The 23,733-nt window shown below is 71.2% G+C and carries 23 protein-coding genes; 5 read left to right on the forward strand and 18 right to left on the reverse strand.

Annotated features, from left to right (window positions below):
• Window positions 1-98: 98 nt before the first annotated feature.
• Window positions 99-794 carry a MerR family transcriptional regulator gene (locus ACIRQP_RS10625; protein WP_403886535.1) on the forward strand — a complete coding sequence of 232 codons (696 nt, stop codon included), beginning with the start codon at window positions 99-101 and terminating at the stop codon, window positions 792-794.
• A gap of 9 nt (window positions 795-803) precedes the next feature.
• Here ACIRQP_RS10625 and ACIRQP_RS10630 read toward each other — a convergent pair whose 3' ends face one another.
• The 8 genes from ACIRQP_RS10630 to ACIRQP_RS10665 form a co-directional block, all read right to left on the reverse strand.
• Complete coding sequence (locus ACIRQP_RS10630) at window positions 804-1,406, reverse strand: hypothetical protein (protein ID WP_403886538.1); 603 nt, start codon at window positions 1,404-1,406, stop codon at window positions 804-806.
• Window positions 1,407-1,521: 115 nt separating this feature from the next.
• The gene (locus ACIRQP_RS10635) at window positions 1,522-2,328 is read right to left on the reverse strand and encodes an exodeoxyribonuclease III (protein WP_403886541.1); all 807 of its coding nucleotides are present in this window, start codon (window positions 2,326-2,328) and stop codon (window positions 1,522-1,524) included.
• A gap of 305 nt (window positions 2,329-2,633) precedes the next feature.
• Window positions 2,634-2,801, reverse strand: a complete 168-nt coding sequence (locus tag ACIRQP_RS10640) for a hypothetical protein (protein WP_403886544.1) — start codon at window positions 2,799-2,801, stop codon at window positions 2,634-2,636.
• A 162-nt stretch (window positions 2,802-2,963) separates the two neighbouring features.
• On the reverse strand, window positions 2,964-4,448 hold the full coding sequence (locus tag ACIRQP_RS10645; RefSeq protein ID WP_403886546.1) for a DUF2079 domain-containing protein: 1,485 nt from the start codon (window positions 4,446-4,448) through the stop codon (window positions 2,964-2,966).
• A gap of 40 nt (window positions 4,449-4,488) precedes the next feature.
• Window positions 4,489-4,995, reverse strand: coding sequence for a hypothetical protein (locus tag ACIRQP_RS10650; protein WP_403886549.1), 507 nt, complete (start codon window positions 4,993-4,995; stop codon window positions 4,489-4,491).
• Window positions 4,988-5,503: a SigE family RNA polymerase sigma factor gene (locus tag ACIRQP_RS10655; protein WP_403886552.1), complete on the reverse strand. Its 516-nt coding sequence runs from the start codon at window positions 5,501-5,503 to the stop codon at window positions 4,988-4,990. Before ACIRQP_RS10655 ends, ACIRQP_RS10650 begins: the two co-directional genes overlap by 8 nt.
• A gap of 160 nt (window positions 5,504-5,663) precedes the next feature.
• Window positions 5,664-6,071 carry a rodlin gene (locus tag ACIRQP_RS10660; protein ID WP_403886554.1) on the reverse strand — a complete coding sequence of 136 codons (408 nt, stop codon included), beginning with the start codon at window positions 6,069-6,071 and terminating at the stop codon, window positions 5,664-5,666.
• A gap of 175 nt (window positions 6,072-6,246) precedes the next feature.
• Window positions 6,247-6,657: a rodlin gene (locus ACIRQP_RS10665; protein WP_403886557.1), complete on the reverse strand. Its 411-nt coding sequence runs from the start codon at window positions 6,655-6,657 to the stop codon at window positions 6,247-6,249.
• Between the two features lie 254 nt (window positions 6,658-6,911).
• Between ACIRQP_RS10665 and ACIRQP_RS10670 the strand changes: the two genes are divergently transcribed.
• From ACIRQP_RS10670 to ACIRQP_RS10680, 3 genes are all read left to right on the forward strand, one after another.
• Complete coding sequence (locus ACIRQP_RS10670) at window positions 6,912-7,322, forward strand: rodlin (protein WP_403887140.1); 411 nt, start codon at window positions 6,912-6,914, stop codon at window positions 7,320-7,322.
• Between the two features lie 318 nt (window positions 7,323-7,640).
• Entirely contained in the window at window positions 7,641-7,874 is a 234-nt protein-coding gene (locus ACIRQP_RS10675) for a chaplin (RefSeq protein ID WP_403886561.1), read from the forward strand.
• A gap of 139 nt (window positions 7,875-8,013) precedes the next feature.
• A complete protein-coding gene (locus ACIRQP_RS10680) occupies window positions 8,014-9,012 on the forward strand; it encodes a chaplin family protein (protein ID WP_403886564.1) in 999 nt (332 codons plus the stop codon).
• Between the two features lie 94 nt (window positions 9,013-9,106).
• Here the strand turns inward: ACIRQP_RS10680 and ACIRQP_RS10685 are convergent, their stop codons facing one another.
• Complete coding sequence (locus ACIRQP_RS10685) at window positions 9,107-10,375, reverse strand: FAD-dependent oxidoreductase (RefSeq protein ID WP_403886567.1); 1,269 nt, start codon at window positions 10,373-10,375, stop codon at window positions 9,107-9,109.
• A gap of 65 nt (window positions 10,376-10,440) precedes the next feature.
• A complete protein-coding gene (locus tag ACIRQP_RS10690) occupies window positions 10,441-11,814 on the reverse strand; it encodes an ATP-grasp domain-containing protein (protein WP_403886569.1) in 1,374 nt (457 codons plus the stop codon).
• A gap of 162 nt (window positions 11,815-11,976) precedes the next feature.
• Between ACIRQP_RS10690 and ACIRQP_RS10695 the strand changes: the two genes are divergently transcribed.
• Window positions 11,977-13,158, forward strand: coding sequence for a glycoside hydrolase family 26 protein (locus ACIRQP_RS10695; RefSeq protein WP_403886571.1), 1,182 nt, complete (start codon window positions 11,977-11,979; stop codon window positions 13,156-13,158).
• A gap of 39 nt (window positions 13,159-13,197) precedes the next feature.
• On the opposite strand, the gene ACIRQP_RS10700 is transcribed toward ACIRQP_RS10695, so the two are convergent.
• The 8 genes from ACIRQP_RS10700 to ACIRQP_RS10735 are packed head-to-tail and all read right to left on the reverse strand — an operon-like array spanning window position 13,198 to window position 23,375.
• Window positions 13,198-14,400 carry a GNAT family N-acetyltransferase gene (locus ACIRQP_RS10700; protein WP_403886573.1) on the reverse strand — a complete coding sequence of 401 codons (1,203 nt, stop codon included), beginning with the start codon at window positions 14,398-14,400 and terminating at the stop codon, window positions 13,198-13,200.
• A gap of 7 nt (window positions 14,401-14,407) precedes the next feature.
• Entirely contained in the window at window positions 14,408-15,169 is a 762-nt protein-coding gene (locus ACIRQP_RS10705; protein WP_403886576.1) for a lipopolysaccharide biosynthesis protein, read from the reverse strand.
• Window positions 15,170-15,176: 7 nt separating this feature from the next.
• Window positions 15,177-16,325 carry a glycosyltransferase gene (locus tag ACIRQP_RS10710; RefSeq protein WP_403886579.1) on the reverse strand — a complete coding sequence of 383 codons (1,149 nt, stop codon included), beginning with the start codon at window positions 16,323-16,325 and terminating at the stop codon, window positions 15,177-15,179.
• A complete protein-coding gene (locus ACIRQP_RS10715) occupies window positions 16,322-17,170 on the reverse strand; it encodes a polysaccharide deacetylase family protein (protein ID WP_403886581.1) in 849 nt (282 codons plus the stop codon). Before ACIRQP_RS10715 ends, ACIRQP_RS10710 begins: the two co-directional genes overlap by 4 nt.
• The gene (gene murJ, locus ACIRQP_RS10720) at window positions 17,160-18,971 is read right to left on the reverse strand and encodes a murein biosynthesis integral membrane protein MurJ (protein WP_403886583.1); all 1,812 of its coding nucleotides are present in this window, start codon (window positions 18,969-18,971) and stop codon (window positions 17,160-17,162) included. Before murJ ends, ACIRQP_RS10715 begins: the two co-directional genes overlap by 11 nt.
• Window positions 18,968-20,431 (reverse strand): O-antigen ligase family protein, encoded by a 1,464-nt coding sequence (locus ACIRQP_RS10725; RefSeq protein WP_403886586.1) that lies wholly within the window; start codon window positions 20,429-20,431, stop codon window positions 18,968-18,970. Before ACIRQP_RS10725 ends, murJ begins: the two co-directional genes overlap by 4 nt.
• Complete coding sequence (locus ACIRQP_RS10730) at window positions 20,431-22,176, reverse strand: sugar transferase (RefSeq protein WP_403886589.1); 1,746 nt, start codon at window positions 22,174-22,176, stop codon at window positions 20,431-20,433. Before ACIRQP_RS10730 ends, ACIRQP_RS10725 begins: the two co-directional genes overlap by 1 nt.
• Window positions 22,173-23,375: a glycosyltransferase gene (locus ACIRQP_RS10735; protein WP_403886592.1), complete on the reverse strand. Its 1,203-nt coding sequence runs from the start codon at window positions 23,373-23,375 to the stop codon at window positions 22,173-22,175. The genes ACIRQP_RS10730 and ACIRQP_RS10735 overlap by 4 nt, the downstream gene beginning before the upstream one ends.
• Window positions 23,376-23,733: the final 358 nt, after the last annotated feature.

Raw genomic sequence — 23,733 nt, forward strand, 5'->3', positions numbered from 1 at the left:
AGGACGGAAAGTTACCGCTGGGGCGGGCGCGCCTGCCGGGCGTCGCGGGCCCGGCGGGACTTTCCCAACACGCGTCGGCGCGCCATAAGCTGGCCGACATGGCAGAAGGCCGCGAACCCCGCGAGTACCGCATGGAGGAGCTGGCCCGTGAGGCGGGCATCACCGTCCGCACCGTGCGCTTCTACCGCGAACGCGGCCTGATACGGCCGCCGCGCCGGGAAGGCCGGATCGCCTGGTACGACGACCGCCACCTGGCGCGGCTCCGTACGATCGCGGGCCTGCTGGAGCGCGGCCACACCCTGACCGGCATCGCCGACCTCGCCACCGCCTTCGAGAGCGGCCGGGACGTGGGCGAGGTGCTCGGCCTCGGCGAACCCACCGAGGAGACCCCGGTCCGTCTCTCCCCCGAGGAACTCACCGACTACTTCGACGGCCAGGTCACCCCGGAGAACCTACGGGCCGCGCTCGACCTCGGCTATCTGGCCACGGACGGCGACGAGATAGTGCACATCAGCCGCCGTCTGCTGGAGGTATCGGCGGCCCTGGTCCGCGAGGGCGTCCCCCTGACAGCGGTCCTCGAAGCGGCTCGCCGCGTCCGCGTCCACGCGGACGCCCTGGCCGGACTCTTCGCCACGGTCCTGCGCACCCACACCACCACGCCGGACACGGAGAAGCTCCGCCCGCTGGCGAAGAGCGTGGTGGACGCGGAATTCTCGCTGGCCCTGGACCGCCACCTGCGCACGGACCCGGAAGCCGCGATGCCCCCCAACCCGCCCGAACCCACGGCTGGTTGAGAACCGCCCCTATTCGGCGCCGTCGGCCGCGCGCCTGATCATCCGGACGGCCCCGCCCGGATCGTCCACCGCGAAATGAACCCGCCGGGCGTGTACGGACCCGCCCCGCCGCGGGGGCACCGGCAAGGGACCGGTGAGTTCGAGGACGACCGAGGTCGCACTGGACACGGAGTACGCGACGACGTCACTCTCCCCGTCCCCGTCGCCATCCCCTGCCCCGGACACACGGCGCAGCCCGCGCCCCGGATACCTGCCGTGGGCGATACGCAACGACTTCACCGCCGGGAGCGGCACGACCAGCTCCCGGAACGGCCCGGTGCGCAGCCGCAGCACCTCGCCCTCGATCACATGGGGAGCGCGCGCGGTCATGGCGCAGAACCCGAGACAGAGGACCAGGAGGATCACCTCCCAGAAGATGTGCAGCGGCCGGAAGGCGGGCGGGATCACGGCGTCCACGACGACGGCGGTGACGACCTCGATCCCGGTCATCGCCCAGATCAGCATGCGGACATCGGAGGAGTGCGTCAGATGACGCCCGCCCTCGGGCAGACTCAGCGGCCTGCGCGCGCACCAGTCCCTCAGGTCCCGCAGCATGGTCGATATCCAGGTCACTGAGCGTCTCGGTCCTTCCGCGGGGGTCACCCAGGGCCTCTCGCCGGGCGGACGTACGGGCCGGACGCCGCCGGGCCCGCCCTTCGGGCGGACGGCGCTACTTTGAAGACAGGCCCTAGCCGAGATCGTAGGTGACCGTCACCGGCGCGTGGTCGCTCCACCGCTCCTCGTGGCTCGCGGCCTTCTCGACGTACGCCTTGACCGCGCGCGCGGCCAGGCCCCGCGTCGCCACGTGGTAGTCGATACGCCAGCCCGTGTCGTTGTCGAAGGCACGGCCACGGTACGACCACCACGAGTACGGTCCCTCCCGGTCCGGATGCTGGGCGCGGACGACATCGACGTAGTCCGCGCCCGTCTCCTCGAAGACGCGGGTCAGCCAGGCGCGTTCCTCGGGGAGGAAGCCGGAGGACGTGCGGTTGGCCCGCCAGTTCTTGAGGTCGGCCTCCTGGTGGGCGATGTTCCAGTCGCCGCACACCAGCACCTCGCGCCCGTCCGCCGCCGCACGCTTCTTGAACTGCTCCAGATACGGGAGGAACTCGTCCATGAACCGGATCTTCTCGTCCTGCCGCTCCGTGCCCACCTCGCCCGAGGGCAGATAGAGGCTGGCGACCGTGACACCGGGCAGATCGATCTCCGCGTACCGACCGCTCGCGTCGAACTCCGCGCTGCCGAAGCCGATGCGCGTGCGCTCCGGCTCCCGCCGCGAGTAGAGCGAGACACCCGCGCGCCCCTTCGCGGCGGCGGGCGCGTGCAGCGCGTGCCAGCCCTCCGGGGAGCGGACCTCCTCGGGAAGCTGCTGGGGCTCGGCGCGTACCTCCTGGAGGCAGATCACATCGGCGGAGGTGCCGGCCAGCCACTCCACGAAACCCTTCTTCGCGGCGGCGCGCAGTCCATTCACATTCACGGAGGTCACAGTGAGCATTCCGACACACTACCCGCCCGGCTCAGGCGCCCTCGGGCCCGGTCACGGCTATTCCGGCGTTCCCCCGTAACGGGCGGTAATCCCACGTGAGGGGAATTCCGCGGGCGTTCACGCCACTCACGCCCCGCCGCGACCACTCCATTTGTTCCGTTCCGCCACGCGCGCGGAGAGCACCCCGGAACGGGCGCCGACACGCGTCGCGCCCGCGCTCTTGCCGTCGGGGCAAATCGATTGTCCGCACTCGCACTTGGGCCACCGGAGACCGGACCCCGGCACCAGATCAGCGCCCTCAACTCCGCGTACGGTCATTCCGCCAGCCCTCGCAGTCCGACGGCGACGCGCTCCACCAACTCACGCGTGGGCTCGGGAAAATCGGGCGGCACCCAATCCGGATCCCATCGCACAAGATCGCGGCCCCCGCCCGACGTCGCCGGCTTGTCGATCTCTTCGATCGAGAGTGAATCCCTAGCCATAGGTGCGAGTCCTCGCCTCTTCGCGTGCAATTCCTCGTTTCTACACCCGAAGTGACCTTTACTCACTACTCCGCATGGGGAAATCTCCGTGACAACCCATATGGAATAGAGGGGAGTTGAACGCATGAGCGATCCCCGCCACCCGGCGACCGCCGCCCGCCCCTACGTCCGCGGTTTCGTCACCCGCTCCAGCAGCACATAACCGCCCGCCTCGCCCGCGACCGTATAAGTGCCCCGCGGATGCAGCCGCTTCGCGTACGCCGGCGGGTCGCCCACCCACCCGCTCGCGTTGTCGAGCGCGATGTAGTCCGGGGTGATGCCTCGCGTATCGCCCACCCAGAAGACCCGGCAGCGCGAGGTGAGACGGCTGATGGGCCCCACGTTGGCCTCGACCGTCGCCTCGTCGGGGATACGGTCGAGCAGCCTCTCCACCGCTCTCACCTCGGGCCGGACACGGTAGGTGTCCGGTTCGGCCAGGGCCGACAGCGGCAGCGACGTCGTCAGGGCGAGCGCCGCGCCCGCGACCGCCGCCGGGAGATGACGCGCGTACGCACGCGACCAGGGGCGTGGACTACGCCGGATCCGCCGGGCCGCGTCGACCAGCGCGAGCGTCACGATGGGCATCAGCACGGCGCTGTAGTGCCAGTCCGTGCCCCAGTAGTGGTCGTCCGACGACAGAAAGCGCCAGCCGAGCGTGGGCAGGGCGATCAGGATCAGCGGGGAACGCAGCGCGAGGAGCCCGGTGGTCGGCAGCAGGAGCCAGGCGAGGGTACGGAACTTGGTGTCGAAGCCGTCCAGCGGCCCGGTCCCGCCGTCGACCTTGACCCAGTAGTCGTATGTATCGCCCGAGTTGAAGGCCGGTATGACGAAGGCGAACGTGAGCACGGCGGCGACCACCGCCAGCGCCGCCACCGCCAGCGCGTCGGGCACGATACGGGGTGCCGTACGCCGCGCACGCCAGGCGACGACCAGCGCGATGGCGGCGGCGGTCAGCCCCAGGTCCTCCTTCACCAGTACCAGCGGCAGCGCCCAGCACAGCGCTGCGCGCCCGCGGCCCGTCAGCAGCGCTTCAAGAGAGAAGGCGATCAGCGGGACCGCGAAGGCGATCTCGTGGAAGTCGAACTCGACCGCCCGCTGCACCCCCCACGACAGGCCGTACCCCACGCCGATCGCCAGACCGGGCCACCGGCCCAGCCGACGCGCCGCGACGCGCGTGACGGGGATGACGGAGAGCGCGAACAGCGCGGCCTGGGCGACCAGCAGCGTGACGGGCGTCGGGAACAGCCGGTACGCCGGGGCCAGCAGCGCGGTGACGGGGCTGAAGTGATCGCCGAGGATGTTCACGCCGGGCCCCTTGAGGTCGGCGACCGGGGCCCGCAGATGCGCGTACGCGCGTATCACCTGCTCGAAGATGCCCAGATCCCAGGACATCGTGCGCATGTGCCGGTATCTGCCTATGGACAGGGCGGCGTACGCGCAGAACAGAACCACGGCCATGACGTACGGATCACGGACCCGGACAGCCCGCGCCGAGCTCGCGGCCGGTTCGGGAAGCGACCCGGAAGGCGGCGGGGAAGAGGGCGTGGAAGGGGTGGACGGCGGGCTCGGCGGGCCGTTTTCGGGCAGCGCGAGGCGAACTCCGTGCATGGGTGTGAGGTCTCTCTGTGCGTACGCCGGTGGATGGGATCTAGTCCGTGCCGCGACTGGGCGACACCGTGACCGACGGCCCGAGGCCCCCCTGGCCGAAGGTCGGCGTCGTGAACGGCGACGCGCCGCTGGGCGAACCCGAAGCGGGAGGGGCGGGCGAGTACGAGGCACTGCCGGACGGCACGCCGCCCCCCGGTGAGCCGGTGGACGCCTCGGCGGACGTGGTCGCACCGGACGGCGAGGAGAACTGGCCAGTGGTGGGCAGCGGACTGGGCGGCGACGAGAATCGCGACGGGGTGACCGAGGGAACGGGACGGGCGGGCGGCTGCTCGGAGGTGAGGTTCAGCGCGGCGACCGCGCTCGCTCCGCTCAGCACACACACCGCGCACGCGGCGGCGAGGGCCAGTACGGTACGCCGCCGTCGGGTCCCGCGTGCCTCGATCTCCTCGACGGGCAGCGGCACCACCCGCCGCCCGCTCTGGTCCGCGGCGTGTTTGAGCGCGGCGGACAGGGGATCCTCTCCGCCACTTCGATGGAACTCAGGCACCGTGCTCCTCCTCGGAGGTGTCGGAGGCGGGTGAGTCGTCGAGCCCGGCCGCGAGCGCGGCCCTGGCCCGGAATAGATGAGTCTTGACGGTTCCGGTCGAGATCCCGGCCTCTGCCGCCACCTGTTCCACCGTCAGGTCGCACACGTAGTGCAGGACCGTCACCAGGCGCTGTCGCTCCGACAGCCGCTGGAGTGCGGAGACGAGGGCGACCGTGCCCGGCTCGGGAGCGGCCAGGGCATGCGGTTCGCTTCCGCTGTACCGCCGCCAGGCCTCCAGGGCCCGGCCGCGCCTTCGCCACCGGCTGACCGCCAGCCGGAACGCGACGATACGGATCCACGCCTCGGGTCCCGCGTCCCTGTCCAGCTTCGCCCGGCGGCCCCAGGCGCGTACGAAGGCCTCCTGCACCACGTCCTGAGCCTCGTGAAGGTCTCCGGTCATCAGATACACCTGTCCCACCAGCTGCTGAACGGAGTGAGCGTAGAACTCCTCAAACTCCTCGACGGTCATGCGGCTCCCAGGACGTGGTCAGATCTCACGGGGTATACGCATGGGGTCGGTGATCCGGTTGACGCCGTTCCGCGAATTTTTCGCACTCGTCGCACACGGAGCCCGGACATGCCAAAGGCCCGGCCCCGCGCAATGCGCCGGGCCGGGCCTTCGAGTGGGATCAGCGGTTGCCGACACCGTTCCCGGACAGGACCGGGATGTCGTCCAGGATGTGCGACAGCGCCTCGTCGCCCTTCGCCTGAGTCGAGTTCTCGACACACTGCTGGTTCTGCGGGGAGGACAGCACGTTGATGTCCTGGACCGCGATCGGCACGGCGCCCAGCAGGGAGCCGACGTTCGCCTTGAGCGGCAGACCGATACAGGGCTTGTTCAGCGAGCCCTGGACCAGGCCCAGCTGCGGGCTCATGTCGCCCTTGGTGGACTGGTTGCCGAAGGCCTGCTTCGCACCGTTGCCGCTGAACGACGTGGTGCCCGAGTCATCACCGATGGCAAGCGCCGGCGACGCGGCGGCAGCCGTGGCTCCGACGATCGACGCCGCTACAGCGGCGGTTGCCCACAGCTTCTTCATTTAAATACCTTTCCGGAAAGTCGGACTCCACCGGTGGAGTCCGACATGCTCAACTCGCGCACGGATGGATTAGTTTCGGCGTTTCCCCCGAATGGCGTAATGCAATATTCAGAGAAAAAGGCCGGTCCACCGCGGAATCTCAGCGGCGGCCCGGCCCGGCGGCCCGGCCGGTTTCTCAGCGGTTGCCCGTGCCGTTCCCGGACAGGATCGGAATGTTGTCCAGGATGTGCGACAGCGGCTCGTCGCCCTTCGCCTGAGTCGAGTTCTCGACACACTGCTGGTTCTGCGGGGAGGACAGGACATTGAGGTCCTGGACCGAGATCGGCACGATGCCCAGCAGGGAGCCGACGTTCGCCTTGGCCGGAAGTGCGATACAGGGCTTGTTCAGCGAGCCCTGGATGAGGGCGATCTGCGGGCTCATGTTGCCGTGGGTCGCCATGTTGCCGTATGCCTGCGTGGCGAAGTTCCCGCTGGCGGACGTGGTACCGCCGTCGTTGCCGACGGCGAGCGCGGTGGGCGCGGCGGCGGCGGAAACGCCGACCACGGAGGTGGTGACGGCCAGACCGGCCATGACCTTCTTGATCACGATGAGTCCCCATTCTGAAGGAAGCCCCAAAGTCCCCGGGGCTACCGGTGCAACTCCAGACCCCGCTTTTGGTTCCGGCCCTTCACTCCAACGGCGTATTACCGGGGGTAACAGGCTCACAACTCCCGGCAACACCGCAGGACAATGCCGCACTCACCGGCAAGCCGATCGAGTGAAGCAGCGGAACTAAACAGCTGGTGACCGGTTGTGCAGGTCGCTCCGCATGCATTCTTTGAGAAAAGGAACACATCGTGATCAAGAAGATTATGGTCGGCGCGGCCGTCGCCGTCTCGGTGGTCGGTATCACGGCCGCGGCGGCGCCCTCGGCGTTTGCCACCGCTAATGACGGTGGCACCACCTCCTTCAGTGGAAACGGTGCCGAGGAAGCGTTCGGCAACCAGTCCACCAAGGGCGACATGAGCCCCCAGGCGGAGCTGATCCAGGGCTCGCTGAACAAGCTGTGCCTCGGGGTGCCGGTCAAGGCCAACGTCGGCTCGCTGGTCGGCGTCCTCCTGCCGGTCGCGGTCCAGGACGTCAACGTGCTGTCCAGCCCGCAGAACCAGCAGTGCGCGGAGAACTCCACCCAGGCCAAGGGCGACGAGCCGCTCTCGCACATCCTGGACGACATCCCGGTCCTGTCCGGGAACGGCGCGGGCAACCGCTGATCCCGCACCTCCCGCACCACGTACGGGCCGGCAGGGGCAATGGAGCCCCGGTCGGCCCGTACGGCGTTTCCGACGGCGAATCGAGAACACGACACGAGGCGCGGAATTCCCTCCAAATGGCGCATACATTCCGGGATAAGTAGTGACGAAAACATTATCGTGGCAATCGAGTGAACAAACGGCTGCCCGAATCCCGGACAGTTTCTTCGCCACCGCGTAATCGTTGGACCTCCAGCAGCGGACGTGTGAGCCGGAAAGCCGTGCTCGCGTTCCACGAAAGCCGTGCGAACGTATTCGCCGCTGCGGAAAGGGCTCAAGATGAAGTGCAAGAAGGCCGCAACGGTCGTCGCAGGCCTGCTCCTGGCCATGGGTTCAGCTGCCCCGGCCATGGCCGACGCCGAGGCGGAGGGCGTAGCCGCCCACTCCCCGGGTGTTCTCTCCGGAAATGTCATTCAGGTTCCTGTGAATGTCCCGATCAACGTGTGCGGTAACACCATCGACATCATCGCCCTGCTGAACCCGACCACAGGCAACGTCTGCATCAACAAGTGACGTTGTAAGGGCACCCCCACCGGGTGTTCTCCGCCGGTCCCGGGGCGCGAGCGACATGCGCCCCGGGACCGGCCTCAGTTGGCACCGATTTCAACCAGCGACCACTGCTCGCCGCACCGGCGGGCAGGAGGAGAACCAGATGCGAGATCTCATCAGTAAAGGACTGCTCACCGCCGCCGCGGCGTCGAGTGTCCTCTCCATGAGCGGCGGTTACGCCCAGGCGGTGGACGCGGACGGGGCGGCCGTCGGTTCACCGGGCGTGCTGTCCGGGAACAACATTCAGGCGCCTCTGGAGATCCCGGTCAATATCTGCGGGAATACGGTGGATCCCGTCGGGGTACTCAACCCGACTTTCGGCAATGCCTGCGCCAATTCGTCGAGCGGACGGAAGCACACGGAGCATCCTGCTCCCGCGCCCCACAGCGCACCGGGACCCCAGGCGGACCCCGCACCGCACTCGGACCCGGCGCCCCACGGTGCTCCGCCGGCCCCGCCCCACAGCGACGCGCCGCACCACGACGCACCCGGCCACGCGTCCCCGGGCGAGTACCACGACGAGGCCGACAGCTCCACGCACGCCTCCACCGTCGCCGCCGGCTCGCCGGGCGTGCTCACGGGCAACGCCCTGGAGACCGTCCTCGACATCCCGCTGAACATCTGCGGCAACTCGGTGGATCTGATCGGCGCCCTCAACCCGGCCTTCGGCAACCTCTGCGCGAACGGCACCCCGGGGGCGTCCCACGGAACACCCGGCAATCCCGGCACCACCCCCGGCAACCCCGGCACCCCCGGCAATCCCAGCAACCCTGGTGACCCCGGCAACCCTGGTGAACCGGGCAACCCTGGCGAACCCGGCAACCCCGGATCTCCGGCGGCACCCGAGGAGGCCACACCGCCGGGCGGCCCCACTGTGGACCCGGCCGCCCCCGCCACGCACCCGCGTACTCCGGCCCCCCGCGGTTCCTCGGAAGCGATCCTGCCCGCCGCGATGCTCAGGAGCGCGGCCTCCGACGAGAGCGCTCAGCTGGCCTCCACCGGCAGTGACCTGAACCTGCTCGCCATGGGAGCCGCCAGCGCCGGGCTCCTGCTCGGTGGCGGAATCCTGTACCGCCGCAGCACCGCCTCCTCGCGCGTCTGACGGCATGTCCGCCCTGCCGGGAGAATCACGACGGATTCTCCCGGCCGGCTTGAACCCGCCCCGCCCGCCCCGACCCGGCCCCGGGGCGGCGCCGTCAGGACAGTCTCGGCTCCCCCACCGGCGCCGACGAGGTCTGCCGCTGACGGACCGTGACAAGCGATCCGCCCCGTGATCCGAGCCGCCGCCGGACCCCCGCCACCAGCCGCTCGGCGGTGTACGCCGCCCCGTACACGAACCGCATGGAGGGGCCGAACGACGGGGCGCTCAGCAGTCCGGCGACGAACAGCCCCGGGTACGAGGACTCGAAGACCGCGCTCGCCTCCGGCGCGCTGCTCGGGCGTACCGTCCGCATTCCGATCCGCAGCTCACGGTCGACCAGGCCGAGCCGTTCGAGCCCCGGGGTGAATCCGGTGGCGGCGATGACGTGGTCCGTGTCCACGGTCTCGACCCGGCCCGTGGTGGCGACCAGTTCCAGCCGTACGCGCCCGCCCGCCCGTACCGCGCCCGCCACGCTCTCGCCCAGCCGGACGTCCACCGCCGGCTCGAAGCGTTCCCGCAGCCACCACGCGCCGGCGGGGCCGAGGGCCGAGGTGAAGACCCGGGCCCGGGTCGTCTCGGGCAGTCTGCGGAAGATGCCCGGGGTCTCCGCGTAGAGGTAGTTCTTCCATCCGCAGCCCAGACCGGTGTGCGGGGCGCGGGCCGCCTCCAGGGCGGGGCGCTGCCGGGGCGGCGGCAGGGTGTTCCAGTTCAGTCGGTCCGACCGTGCCACCACCCTTACCGCGGTGCCCTGTTCGGCGAGGAGCGCGGCGGTCTCCAGGGCGGCCTGGCCGGCGCCGATGACCGTCACGTCCCGGCCCTCGAAGCGCGCGAGATCGGCGTGGTGGCTGCTGTGCGACACCTGGTCGGAGGGGAGTCCGCGCAGCGGGGCGGGGATGTCGGTGAAGGGCATCACCCCGACCGCGAGCGCCACCGTACGGGCGAGGACGGTGGTCCCGTCGTCGGTGTCGAGCCGGAATCCGCCGGGGCAGGCCCGTACGGACGTGATCGTACGTTCGTCGACCGGCGGGGCCGCGCGCTCCGCGAACCACAGGCCGTACGAGGCGAAGAAGCCGACGGGCAGCGGGGAGGCGTGCCGTACCTCCACGCCCTGCGTCGCGGCGTAGGCGGCGAGGCTGAACGCGCCCTTCGGGTCGGAGAGATTCGACGCCCATGGTTCGGACTTCAGGAACATGCCGGGCGGCATATGGTCCCGCCACGAGGCCATGGGCCTGCCGAACACCCGCAGATCGAGGCCGGCCGCCGCCGCGTGGGCGGCGATGGAGAGTCCGTAGGGGCCGGCGCCCACAACTACCAGGTCGTACATCGTGTGTCCCGCTTCTCTGTGTCGGACGTTCGGACGTGGGGCTTGGGTGGTTGACGGACGGTTCATCAGGGCGTGTGGGAGACAGGGGGGCGTGGATTGGCGCGGTTCCTGCCACGTCCGCGGTGCCGTACGGGGGATGTACGGGGCCGCTTGGTGCCGGCCGTATGCCGCCCCGGCAGCGCCCGTCTGAGCCTGCGCCAGGCGCGCCGTACGACATGCAGCACCCACGCGACGGCCATGGCGTACGCGGGCAGCGGATCGTCCAGGGCGAACCACGCGGCCTCCGTGGACCGGGGCCGCGGCAGGCCGCGCCCGCCCAGGCGGACTCTTCTGGACCGGAAGTGCGTGAGGAGGGACGCCCGCGGGGACGCGAGGAAGGACAGCAGGGCGTAGTTCTCCACCACGAAGGTCCTGCCGTGCGCCGAGTCCTGCGGGGGGACGGCCCGGCCGGTGAGATCCAGATGCAGCGCCCGTACGACGTCGGTGCCCGAGCGGTCGGTGAAGAGCCGGAACTGCGCGCCGGGCCGGGGGTTGAAGTCGAGCAGGTGGTAGGCGCCGGTGGCGGTGTCGAGCCGGAAGTCGAGATCGAGGATCCCGCGATAGCCGAGCGCCGAGACCATCTGACGGGCCATCCGCTCGACCACCGGGTTCGGCAGCCACCGGCCCACCGCGGTCAGTCCGGCCCCCACCGGCCAGGACCGTTCCTTCCGTCCGGCGGCCCCGATCAGGCACTCGCCGCCGCTGCCGCTGTAGCCGTGGAAGAACCAGTCCAGATCCCGGCCCTGCGGCAGGAATTCCTGGAGGAGCAGCCGGCTGCCCGCCTCGGCGCTGCGCTCGTACAGCTCGCGGGCCTCCTGCGGGGAGCGTACGACCAGGGTGGAGCGCAGCCCGGTCCCCTCGGGAAGCAGCCACGGCCTGCTCCACTTCGCCACCACGGGCAGCCCGAGCGACCAGGCGGCCGCCGCGGCCTCCTCGGCGCCCGAGGGGATGACGGTGCGCGGGTGGGGGATGCCGAGCGTGCCGCAGATCCCGACCAGCTCCGCCTTGTCCGCGACCCGTTCGGGCAGCCCTGACGGCTGTTCAGGGAGCAGATAGCGGCCGACGAGCCGCTCCCGCAGCCGGCCGACCGCGATCGCGCTCAGATCGTCCATGGCGATGAGCACGGGCGGGGCGGCGAGCCGGTCCGCGATGCCGAGCAGCAGTCGCTGAATCTCCGCCAGATCCGAAGCCTCCGTCAGATCCGTGGAGCGTTCGGGCCGTAGATGCGCCCGGCGCAGATAGCGGGAGCGCCCCACGGGGCTGTGGGCGGCCTCGATCACCGCGTGGACCTCGATCCCGGCGCGGCCAAGGGATCTGACGGCGCCAAGGGTGCCGTGGTGGAACGGGTTGCGGTCGAGCCTCATGAGTACGGCGGGGACTCGGGTGTCAAAGCTCGGCACGGTGATGTCCTTCATTTCGGTAACCCATGCGGGGGATGAAATTCACGAACGGACTACTGGAACGCCAGACCGGGTTCCCGATCGGCTTATTAGAAATACTTTTGTGATCGACGTGACCACGATCGAGGCCACGGAAAGAGGTCCAACTCACGAGGAGCGGACATGCCCCTTCGACGACGACGGCTGACGACCACCTGCCTGGGAGTGGTCACGGCCGGCCTCCTCGCTTCCGGCGCGGCGCCTCCCGTCACCCACGACGCGGACGAGCCGGCCGTGGTGGAGGATGCGGCGGAACACGAGAAGCCGAAACCGCCGCGGGCACCCTCACCCGCGATGGGCGCGTATCTCGATTACGGCGGGAAAGGCGTCCGGCGCATCGCGGCCATGCAGAGATGGCTGGGCGGCAGGGAGCTGCGGGTGGGGCACACCTATCTTCCCGGGGACATGTGGTCCAACATCGAGGGCAGGCTCGAGTTCCTGGAGGACTGGGCCGCGTGGCGGAAGGCGAAGGACGACCGGCTGTTCGTCCTCAATGTCCCCATGCTCGAACACAATGAGGAGCGGGTGCCGGACGCTCCTGTCCGTCATGAGCTGCGCCGGGGCGCGCAGGGCGATTACGACGGCCACTTCAAGGTCCTGGCGGAACGGCTCGTCGGCCTGGGTGTTCCGGACACGGTGATCGTGCTCGGCTGGGAAATGAACGGGGCCACGTACACCCATCGCTGCGGGCCCGACCCAGAGTCGTGGAAGAAATACTGGAATCGCATCGTCACCACCATGCGTGCAGTGCCCGGACAGAAGTTCCGGTTCGATTTCGCTCCGAACCGCGGACGGGACGCCATTCCCTGGACCGAGTGCTATCCGGGTGACGATGTGGTCGACATCATGGGCATGGATTCTTATGACCAGCCCCCGGGCCGGACATTTGATGAACAGGTGAATGAGCCCTTTGGGCTCCAGGAGCATGTGGATTTCGCCGCTGCACACGGAAAGGTTATCTCCTATCCGGAGTGGGGCCTCTTCCGCAACGGTGACAACCCGGAATACATGCGCCGCATGCTCCAATGGGTCGACACGTACAAACCGGTGTACAACACGCTGACCGACTACTGCCCGCACGGTGTCTGGCAGTGCGGGCAGAATCCCGAGTCGTCGAAGATGTTCCGGTCCATGCTGTACGGGTTCGAGCCGGAGCCCGTACCGACCCCGGAACCCACGCCGACTCCCGCGCCCACACAGCCGCCGCGCAACTGTCTGCCGCTGGACCTCGGTCCCTGGGTGGAGAAGTGGCTGGGCGGCAAGATCTGCGTCCGCCTCAACTGGTCGCGGCGCGAGGACGGCTGACCAGCCCCTCCCCCGCTTACGGGGCGGCGGCGCCCGGGGTCATCCCCCGGCGCCGTCGCCCCGCAGCCGTTTGACGAGCGCCGCGGCCCGTTCACGGCCCGCCGCGTGCGCGACCAGCAGGTGCAAGGACGGCGCCAGATACGGCCGGGCGAGCAGCAGCCGCTGGTTGCGGACGGTCTCGGGGCGCCAGTGGTGCTTGTAGGGCTCGTTGCCGCGCAGCATGCTCAGCGTGGCGCGGCCGCTCGTACTGATCCGCTGCGCCCCGCTCCGCAGCAGCATCGTGGCCACATCCACCTTTCTGGCGCGCAGCGCCGGATCGGCCCCGTACAGATAGCCGCCCTCCAGCCGGCCGGACAGCAGGGTGAGATCCGCGGCGACCACCGCGCCGGACAGCCGGAACTCGGTCAGCCGCGCGTCGCCGTACTCGGTCATGGACCGTACGGACCGGGTCAGATGGTCCGCGAAGCGCGGGCTGAGGTGTTCCGGGGTGACCCCGCGGCCCCGCCACTGGAGCCGGTGCAGCTCCAGCAGCCGCCCGACCGCCGCCGGGATCTCGTCCTTCGGCACCACCCGCTCCTCGATGCCCAGCGCGTCCATCTTGCGCAGCTTGGCGCGGGCGCGCTGGGCGCGCGAGGAGGTGAGTCTGCCGAGCAGTTCGTCCATGGGGACGCCGGGCAGTTCGAGGCAGAGGGAGTCGTCCAGCTTTCTGCGCGGGCCCGCCCAGCAGGCGAAGATTCGTTCCGCCGCGGCCCCGGGCCGTACCTCGCGCAGATCGATCACCGCCGTACGGGCCAGCGCCGCGAGCGACTTCGCCAGAGCTGCCGCCGCGGCCTCGGTGCAGTCGTCGTGGAGCAGGACGTCGGAGAAGTCGGAGATGGAGCCGCCGAGTTGGACGAGGACGGGAAGGGGGCGGTGGACGAGCATCAGAGGCGCGGCCGCGACGAGTGTCGTGCCCCGGCGTACGAGCACGATCCGCAGCCCGCGCCGGTTCCCGTACGACAGCCACCACGAGTGCAGCCAGGAGTGGCTCTGGAAGGGCGTGGCCGTGCCCGAAGTGCGGTACAACTCCTGCCAGGCCGGGGCGAGTTCGGCGAAGCGGTCGGCATCACGGCAGAGTTCCGTGGTGAACACCGGGCCGGACGCCCGCGACGCGGAGGCGGAGAGCGGGGCGAAGACGCGAAGGTGCGTGACCGGAGGGGCTGTGCGGGTCGCGGTGGTGCGCGCGCTCGATTCGGTGGCCATCAGACCCTCACACCGTTTCCGTCTGCGGCAGCGACTGCGCCTGGGACTTGGACTGGGACTGGGACTGTGGCGGGGCGGACGTCGCCGGGCCGGGCACGTTCGCGTGGAACTCACCGCGCCGCGGCTTCGGCCTGACCAGCAGACCGAGCCCGCCGAGCAGCCCGCCCGCGCAGCCGCCGACCAGGGCCGAGAGCTCCACCGACGAGGTGACCGGGCCGGAGGGCCGCACAGCGCGGGAGAACTGGAGCACGCGTACCTTCGTACTCCCCTGCAAGTGGGAGCCGTTGACGACCAGCGCCCGCGCCACCCCGTCCGCCATGTTCACCGCGGACGAGGCCTGGTCCGAGGTCGCCGTCACGGAGATCATCGGAGCGTCCGGCGAGGTGGCCGTCTGCACGCTCTCCCGGAGCGTCCGCGCGGGCACCCCGGCCCAGACCGCCGCGTCACCGATCAGCGCGACCTGCGTGGCGACGCGCCCATAGGCCGTCGCGAACCCCAGCGCGTCGGCCGGGTCGGACTTCTCCGTCGGTACGACGACGACGTAACTGGTCGCCGAGTACTGCGGGGTGCGGAGCATCCCGTACGTACCGCCCGCCAGCGTACCGGCCAGAACCGCCACAGGCACGATCCATCGGGCGGGCAGCGCCGCCACCTTCGACAGCGGGAGACGGGGGCGGGCAGGACGCGCCGCCGCGGGGGCGGATACGGCTTCGGGGACGGCGGGCCGGCGCCCGACCGGGCGGCGCGGGGGATTGGTGTGCGGAGTCATGAGCAGCTCACTTCTCGGAAGGGGCCGGGCCGCGGACGGCGTTCTCGTAGACGGTCATCAGCCGGCGTGCGCTGTGGGCGATGTCGTAGTGGCGCGCGGCCGGGGGTACGGGCAGTCGCCGCGGCCCCGCCTCCTCGAACCGCCGCAGTTCGTCGACGAGTCCGGGTACGGAGCCGCTGACCCGGCGGGCTCCCGGCGCGGCGTCGGCGGGCAGATCCTGGAGGGCGGGGCAGGTGACATGGAGGACCGGCAGCCCGGCCGCGAGCCCCTCCACGACGGCGAGTCCGAACGCCTCGTCGTGGGAGGTGGAGACGAAGACGTCCATGGCCGCGAGCAGCGAGGGGAGATCCGGTCCGTGCTGCCGCGGGAGCGCCGCGGGCGGGGGCGGCGGGTCCTGGCAGGAGCCGTGCAGCAGGATTCGGTCGGCCGCTCCCCCCTCCCGCGCGAGCCGCAGGAGCCGGTCGCGCTCGGGTCCCTCACCGACGAGGAGCAGCCGCACGCCGGGCAGTTCGGCGACGGCCCGTACGAGCCGGTCGAAGCGTTTGCTCGCGGTGAGCCGTCCGACCCCGCCGACCACGAAGGCGTCCTCGGGGATTCCGAGGCGGGCACGGGCCGCGCGGCGTGCGGTCTCGTCGAAGGCGAAGCGGCCGACCTCGATGCCGTTGGGCACCACATGGATACGGTCGGGACGTACCCCCCAGCGCGCCAGACGCCGGGCGACGGTGTCCGAGACGGCGACGGTCGCGGTGCCCAGGCGTTCGCCCGCGAGGTAGAGGCCGCGGGCACCGGCGGACAGCGGCCGGCCCTCGATCTGGACGGCCCCCAGGGAGTGTTCGGTGGCCACGATGGTCCGTACGCCGGCGAGCCTGGCCGCGAACCGCCCGTACAGGCAGGCGCGGAAGAGGTGCGTGTGCACCAGGTCGTACCGTCCCCGCTTGATCAGCCGCGTGAGCCGGGGCAGGGCGCCGAAGTCGCGGTTCCCCGCCATGTCGAGGTTGGTGACCCGGACACCGTCGGCGGCGATGCCCTCGGCGACCGCTCCCGGGTTGGTGAGCGTGATGACCTCGCTGTCGGTCGGCAACTTCCTTAATAAAAGCCTGAGTTGCTGCTCGGCGCCGCCGATGCCGAGACCGGTGATGATGTGCAGCACCTTCATGTCGTCGCCGCCCGGGTGCCCGCGTACGCGGTCTGCTCCGCGTGCGCGGCCTGCGCGGCCAGCGCGGTCCGCCTGGTGTGCGCCGCGTACTCGGCGTACTCCCCCGCCGGAACGGGCTCGCGGCGCCAGCGGTGCGTCCGCCGCTTGAGGTGCAGCCTGGGGCCGGTGTCGTTCTCCCCGACATGGACGCGGGGCAGGGCGAACACACCGGTGAGCGGCCCCGGGCTGATGGCGCAGGCGTACGCGTAACCCGCGGCGCGTACGGCCTTGATGGCGCGCGTGTCGACCGTGCCGTACGGATAGCAGTAACCGGCCACCTCATGACGGCCGGTCAGATCCCGGAGCAGTGCGCGCAGGAGTTCACGGCTCCGCGCGGTGTCGGCGGCGAGCACCGCGTCGTCGGCCTTGGTCAGATCGGTGTGGCGCAGTCCGTGCGAGCCGATCTCCATGCCCGCCCGCGCCGCCGCGCGGATGCCGTCCGCGGTGAGGAGGGGCTTGCGCGGGCCGGGGCTGTCCCATTCGTTCGTACCGCCGAGACGGCCCGGCAGGACGAAGACGGTCGCGGTGAACGCGTAGCGGCGCAGCAGCGGGACGGCCTCTTCCAGGAAGTCGGCGTACCCGTCGTCGAAGGTGAGCCCGACGAGCCCGGCGCCCCGCCCTTCGGCGTGGGCGCACAACAGCCGGTCCATACTGACGCCGGTCAGCCCCCGGCGGCGCATCCAGCGCAGCTGCCGTTCGAGCCGGTCCGGCGAGACCGTCACCCGGTAGGGGTCGTCGGTGGGGTCGGCGACGGAGTGGTACATGGCGGCCCACAGGGGGCCGGCGGACACCGTGTCAGCGGGCATGCGCGAGCTTTCGTGTAAGGGGGCGGGTGAGGAAGCGGAGAATGGTGCCGGTCTCGGGGGCCCGCAGGGCGTGCGCGATGACGAGGAACACCGCGGTGACCACCACACAGGCCGCCGTGGCGCCCAGGAAGGGTGACGGGACGAGGGCTCCGCAGAGCCATCCGGAGCCGGTGGCCGCCGCCGCGGCGGCGCTGAGTTTGACCAGGCCCCCGGTCATGGACCGGAGGCTGACGGGCACGCTGTGCCGGCCGACCCCGTGCAGCATCAGGGCGGCCGTGACGGTGATGCCGAGCGCGTTGGCGGCGGCGATGCCGAGCACGCCCCACACCTGTACGAGCAGGGCGCCCGCGCCGGTGGTCAGCACGAGCCCGGTGAGCATGGCGAACGCCGGGAACCACAGCGGGCGCGCGGCGGAGAAGTAGCAGCGTACGAGCACCCCGACGAGCGTGTGGCCCAGCAGACCGAGCGCGTACACCCGCATCACGTCGGCGGTCGCCGCCGTGTCCGCCGGCTCGAACGCGCCGCGCTGGAAGAGCACTTCGACGATCTGTGGCGCGCAGGAGACCACCGTGGCGGCCCCGATCAGCACGATTGTCCCGGCCAGCGCGAGATCGCGCTCGACCCGGAGCCTGGCGCGCTCGGTGTCCCCCGCCGCCATGGCGCGGGCGACCACCGGGAAGGTGACGGTGCACAGCATCAAGGAGAGCGTCATCGGAATCTGCGCCACCTTCTGCGCGTAGTTCAGATGCGAGATGGCCCCGGCGGGCAGCGGCGCGGCGAGGAACCGTTCGATCAGGACCTGCGATTGCCGGCTGAGCGCGAAGAAAATGACGGGCGCGAGCAGGGCGAGGGCGACGGCCGGTCCGCCGCCCGTGTCCTTCGGCCCCTGCCCGGGCACGGTCACGTCCACCGGCCGGCGCGCGCGCAGCCTGCGCCACAGGACCGGCAGTTGGACGAGCACCATCAGTACGCCGCCGATGGCGACCCCGGCGGCGGCGGCCCGTACCCCCCACTGGTCGCGGACCACCAGCATGGTGATGATGATCCCGGCGTTGTACGCGACGTAGATCATCGCGGGGGCCGTGAAGCTGCCGTGCGCGCGGAGCGCCGCGCTGCAGTACCCGGCCATGCCGAAGGTGAAGGCACAGGTGGCGGTCAGCCGGGTGCAGTCGACGGCGAGCCCCGGCTCGGACAGCCCCGGCGCGAGGACGGCCACCACCCAGGGCGCGGTGGCCACCAGCAGGGCCGAGCCCGCGCCGAGGGCGAGGAACAGCCGGGGCAGGGTGCTGCGCACCAGGAGCCGTACGGGATCCGGGTCCAGGCCCGGTGTGCCGGCACGCCGGGCCAGTGCCAGGCTGAACGCCGGTACGAGGATCAGCGCCATGGCGTCCTCGATGAGGAGCGTGGCGGCCACCTCGGGCACGGTCCAGGCGACCAGGAAGGCGTCGGTGTCGGGACCGGCGCCGTAGAGATGCGCGATGGTCTGGTCGCGGACGAGCCCGAGGAGCGCCCCGGCGGCGGTCAGCAGCGCGGTGAGGAACGCCGCGCGCGCCAGGAACCGTCCGGAGGAGAAGGAGCCGCGGCCCTCCGCGCCGGGGCGGGCCTCTCCTCCTGTGCCGTTTCCACCCGTGCCGTTTCCACCCGTGCCGTCTCTTCCTGTGCCGTCTCTTCCTGTGCCGTTTCCACCTGTCCCGTCTCTACCTGTGCCGTCTCCTCCCGTGCCCCCGCCCTTCGCGCCCTCCACGGAAGGCGACTCGGGCTGCGGCGGTACGGCGGGAAGGGAGTGCCTCGTATCGCTCACGCGCGACCGGCCTCACTCTTCGCGGGCCGCCAGGCGGGCCCGAGGGCCCACCGGGCCGCCAGGCCGAGCATCACGGCCGTCAGTACGGTCGACGGGCCGCCGATGTCCGCGTAACCGAAGTCCACCAGCTGCCAGACCAGCAGCCCGGTGACGGCGAGGCCGCAGTCGGCACCGGTACGGGTGCGATGCGCGCCGGGCAGCCGGCGCAGCGCGCGGACGAGAAGCGCGGCCCAGCTGCCGGCCAGGGCGACGATGCCCAGCAGCCCCTGTTCACTCAGGACCAGCAGATACATGTTGTGCGGGGAGAGCAGCGGCTGACGCTGGAAGCCGAGACCGGCGCCCTCGGTGTCGCTCGCGGCGGAGAGCGCGAGCGAGGCGTGGCTGTCGCGGTAGGCGGGGAAGCCCTTCAGTCCGACACCGGTGACCGGGTGCTCGCGCCACATGTCCGTGGCCGCGGCCCACATGGTGTACCGGTCGGTGACGGACTGGTCGGGCGCGTCGGTGACCTGCGAGATGCTGTCGAGCCGCTCGGTGATCAGCTGCGAGCCGATACCGAGGCCTCCGACGAGTACGACGCCGAGCGCCCCGGCCACGAGCGCGACCAGGACGGCGCGGCGCGGACCGGACAGCGTCAGCTGGAGGGCGACGGCCACGGCGGTGGCGATCCAGGCGCCGCGGCTGAAGGACAGGGCGAGGGGTACGGCGAGCAGCCCGGCGCAGCCGAGCGCGACTCCGCGCCGTACGCGGGCCGCGTGCTGCCCCCGGCCGTCCGTCCCCGGGCTCAGGGCGAAGCCGACGCAGATGACCAGTCCGTACGCGACGACCGTGGCCATGCCCATCACGTCGGTGGGACCGAAGGTGCCGACCGCGCGGATCTCCTCGCCCATGTACGAAGCGCCGGTGCCGGTCAGATACTGCGTGACGCCGACCGCGCCCTGTACCAGCGCGAGGACGACGACGGACCCGGCGACCAGCCGGAAGTCACGGCGGTCGCGCAGGAGGAGCAGCAGCGCGCCGGGCACCAGCACGAAGATCTGGAGATAGCGCGCGACTCCGGGCAGGCTGGAGGCCGGGGCGTGGGCGGTGATGGCCGCGATGGTCACGCCCAGCACCGGAAGCCCGAGGACGACCGCGGCGGTACGGGTCAGTGGCCTGGCCCGGTCGCGCAGGACACGCACGAGACAGTGCAGGACGAGCAGGCCGGAGGCCGCGTCCGCGACGCTCCCGGACCCGGAGGAGCCGTCCCCGGCCGGCGCCGAGGGCACGGCGAGCAGCGCGACGACCGCGACGGCCGGCAGCAGATGCGCCGACCGGCGCAGGACGTGTCCCCAGGGACCCGCCGCCGGAAGCACCCGGCCGACGGGCCGGTGCACGGCGGGATGACGGGCGGTCTTACGGGCGGTCGGCCCCGCGACCCCGACGGTGCCCGGGAAACCGACGCCGGTGGCGTCCGAGGCCATCAGCTGCCCGCCGGGCGGACGAGCGACGCGGCGGTCCGCAGCAGGATGCACACGTCCTGCCACAGCGACCAGTGGTCGATGTAGTGGTTGTCGAACCGCGACCGCTCCTCGATGGAGGTGTCGCCGCGCAGCCCGTGGACCTGCGCGAGACCGGTGATGCCGACGGGCATCCGGTGCCGGGCCGCGTAACCGGGCTGGGTCTTGCTGAAGTTGGCGACGAAGAACGGACGCTCCGGCCGGGGGCCGACCAGGCTCATGTCACCCCGCAGTACGTTCCAGAGCTGGGGCAGTTCGTCCATCGACGTACGGCGCAGGAAGTTGCCCACCGGGCTCATCCGCAGATCGTTGGCGATGTTCCAGCGGGTGGCGGACTCGTGCTCGTCCGCCGGGCGCAGGGTGCGGAACTTCAGCAGGGTGAAGGTGCGGCCGTTCTGTCCGACACGTTCCTGGCGGAAGATCACATCACGGCCGTCGCAGAACCGGACCGCGAGCGCGCAGGTCAGCAGGACCGGGGAGGCGGCCACCAGGAGCGGGAGCGTGAACACCACGTCCAGCAGCCGTTTGACGACCGCGTCGCGGCGGTGGCGGCGTACGGGGTGCGGCTCGACGCGGCGGGCGGCGAACCCCCACAGGTGCCGCTCCATGGCGACGGGCGCGGCGGTCAGATCCCACGGGCCCGCGCCGACGAACCAGGTGGCGCAGCCGTACTCGTGGAAGAGCGCGACGAGGGACGCGCGGTCCGTGCCGTCGCCCGGGTCGGTGGCGCCGGGGTCATGGAACCCGGGCTCACGGAACCCGGAATCGTCGAACCCGCGGTCGCCGGGCCCGCGGTCGCGGTCGATGAACCGGCTGTCGATGAACAGCGCGTCCTGGACACCGTTCTGGATGACCGCCCGGTGGATCTCCTCGGCCGAGGTCAGCACCGGCAGGGCGGGGGCGTCCGTCACTCCGCCGTCCCGCCCGCCGGTCCTGGTGGCGGCCCGGTCCGTCTCGTCCTCCTCCTGGGCGGGCCCGGCGATCCCGACGGGCCGCAGGCCGTATTCGGGATGCTGGGCGAGCAGCGCGGCCAGCCGCCGCGCGGCCGACCCCGAACCAACGACCAGCGCGGACCGCAGCCGGTTGCGCGCCACGGCGCGGCGCCGGGTGTGCAGGAGCGAGCGGCAGCCGCACGCGCCGACGAGTTGGAGTACGCAGCCGCCCAGCAGGGCCGGGATACCCACGGTCAGCGCGGGGAAGAGCGCGGCGAGTACGGCCGCGGCGGCGCACCAGGCCACCGCGATCCGGACGGCCAGCGCGGGGAGCTGGTCCAGCCCCGACAGGACGACACTGGGGCGGTAGAGCCCGGCGGACGCGTTCAGTACGGTCACCCAGACGATGAGCTGGACGACGAGGACGGGATCGCGCTGCTCGTCGTTGAGTACGACGGTGGACAGCAGCGCCGCCAACACGTCCGAGACGATCAGCGGCAGGCCGAAGCGCAGCGGTGAGCCCGCGGGACGGCGGGACGGCCGCGCGAGACGGCCCGGGGTGTCGCGGGGAGAGGCGATCGAGACGGGCCGCAGGACCTGCTGCCCCAGGGTCTGTGGCCCCGAGGTCTGCGGTCCGACGGTCTGCTGGCCCAGGGTCTGCTGCCCCACCGCCTTCTGTCCCGCCGTCTGTTGTCCCAGGGCCTGCTGCCCCATGGCCTGTTCCGCTGTCCGCGCCCGCCCGGTGGGCGGCGGAACGCTGGTGCTTTCCGTGGTCACTGGGGAATCGGCTCCCTGCGTTCGGGGCGCGGCACGGAGGCGACTTCGCGATACACGTCCGCGATGGCCCGCGCTGTCTGCCGCACGTCATAGGTGCTGAGTACGTGCTGATGGCCCTGGCGGCCGATCGCTTCGCGCAGTGGCGCGTCGCGGAGCAGAGCGCCGATGGACGCCGCCAGCGCGGGCGGGTCCTCCGGCGGAATGAGACAGAGCGCTTCGTGGCCGGGGGGCAGGCTCTCGCGCGCCCCGTCCACATCGCTGAGAACGACGGTCCTGCCGCTTGCCATGGCCTCCAGCGGGGCCACCGCCATGCCCTCCCAACGCGAGGGCAGGACAACCAGATCGGCCGCCCGGTACCAGGGCGCGGTGTCCGTCACGGCTCCGGCGAAGAGCACCGACGGCGGCGCGGCGGCGCGCAGCGCTTCGGTGTCGGGACCGTCCCCGACGAGGACCAGCCGCGCCCGCGGCAGTTGGAGGAGGACCTGCCGCCAGGCCCGCAGCAGGATGTCCTGCCCTTTCTGCCGGCAGAGCCGCCCGACGCAGAGCACGACGGGTGTGTCCGGCGGAAGGGCGGCCAGCGGCGGGAGCGCGGCCCGCGCGGCGGTGGTGTCGGTCATGTCCGCGGGCCCGGACGGCCCGTGCGCGGATCCGAACCGTCCGACGTCGACTCCGTTGTGGACGACGGACCAGGAGGCGTGGATTCCGGCTCGCTCGCCGGTGCGCCGTTCGGCGTCGCTGACGCATACGACCCGGTCGGTCCACCGGACGGCCCACCGCTCCCAGTGCCCGGCCAGCCGGCCCGTCACACCGCCGACCGCCTCGAACGACCAGGCGTGCGGCTGGAAGACGGTGGGCACCCGGCCCCGGACGGCGAGCCGTCCGGCCAGTCCGGCCTTCGCGCTGTGGGCGTGCACCAGATCCGGCCGGACCCGCCGTACCACCCGGGCGGCCTGCTGGACCTCATGGACCAGTCCGGGCCCGGGGTCACGGGTCACCCGCCAGCCATGGACCTCGGCGCCGAGCCGGGCCGCCGCCACGGCCAGCGGCCCTTCCCCCGGACAGGCGACGGCCACGCGTACTCCGGCCTCCACTTGCGCCTCGACCAGATCCAGGACCACTCTGGCCACTCCGCCGTCGACCGGCTGGACGAGGTGGAGCGCGGTGAAGCCGGCCCCGGGCCGGTGCCGTTCTGGCTGCACGCGCAACTCCTCCACTCGTGGATACGGAAAACGATCTCTTCGAGCGGACTCGGGCACCCGGAGTTCAGTTCGGGTTTTCCGCTCCTACGAAAAAGCCACCGGCGCGGCGCGAGTCACGCTTGACCGGGTCGAACGCATGAGTTACCCGGCGCCCCGCGAATTCATTACCGCCTCCAAGAACTGCCGAATTCCACATACTGGCTCTCCGTCTCGAAGACCGAAACAAGAAGGCACCTTTACAGAGGGCGGACTGAAAATCACGTGAGACGCGCTGAATCGCACTGAACGTACAAAAGGACTCTTACGAGCGGTTGTTCCTGACCCGACCGTTCACCGGGTCCGCCCGGGTGACAGACAC

Origin of the sequence: Streptomyces sp. NPDC102274, assembly GCF_044766385.1 — a bacterium.
Classification (GTDB): Bacteria; Actinomycetota; Actinomycetes; order Streptomycetales; family Streptomycetaceae; genus Streptomyces.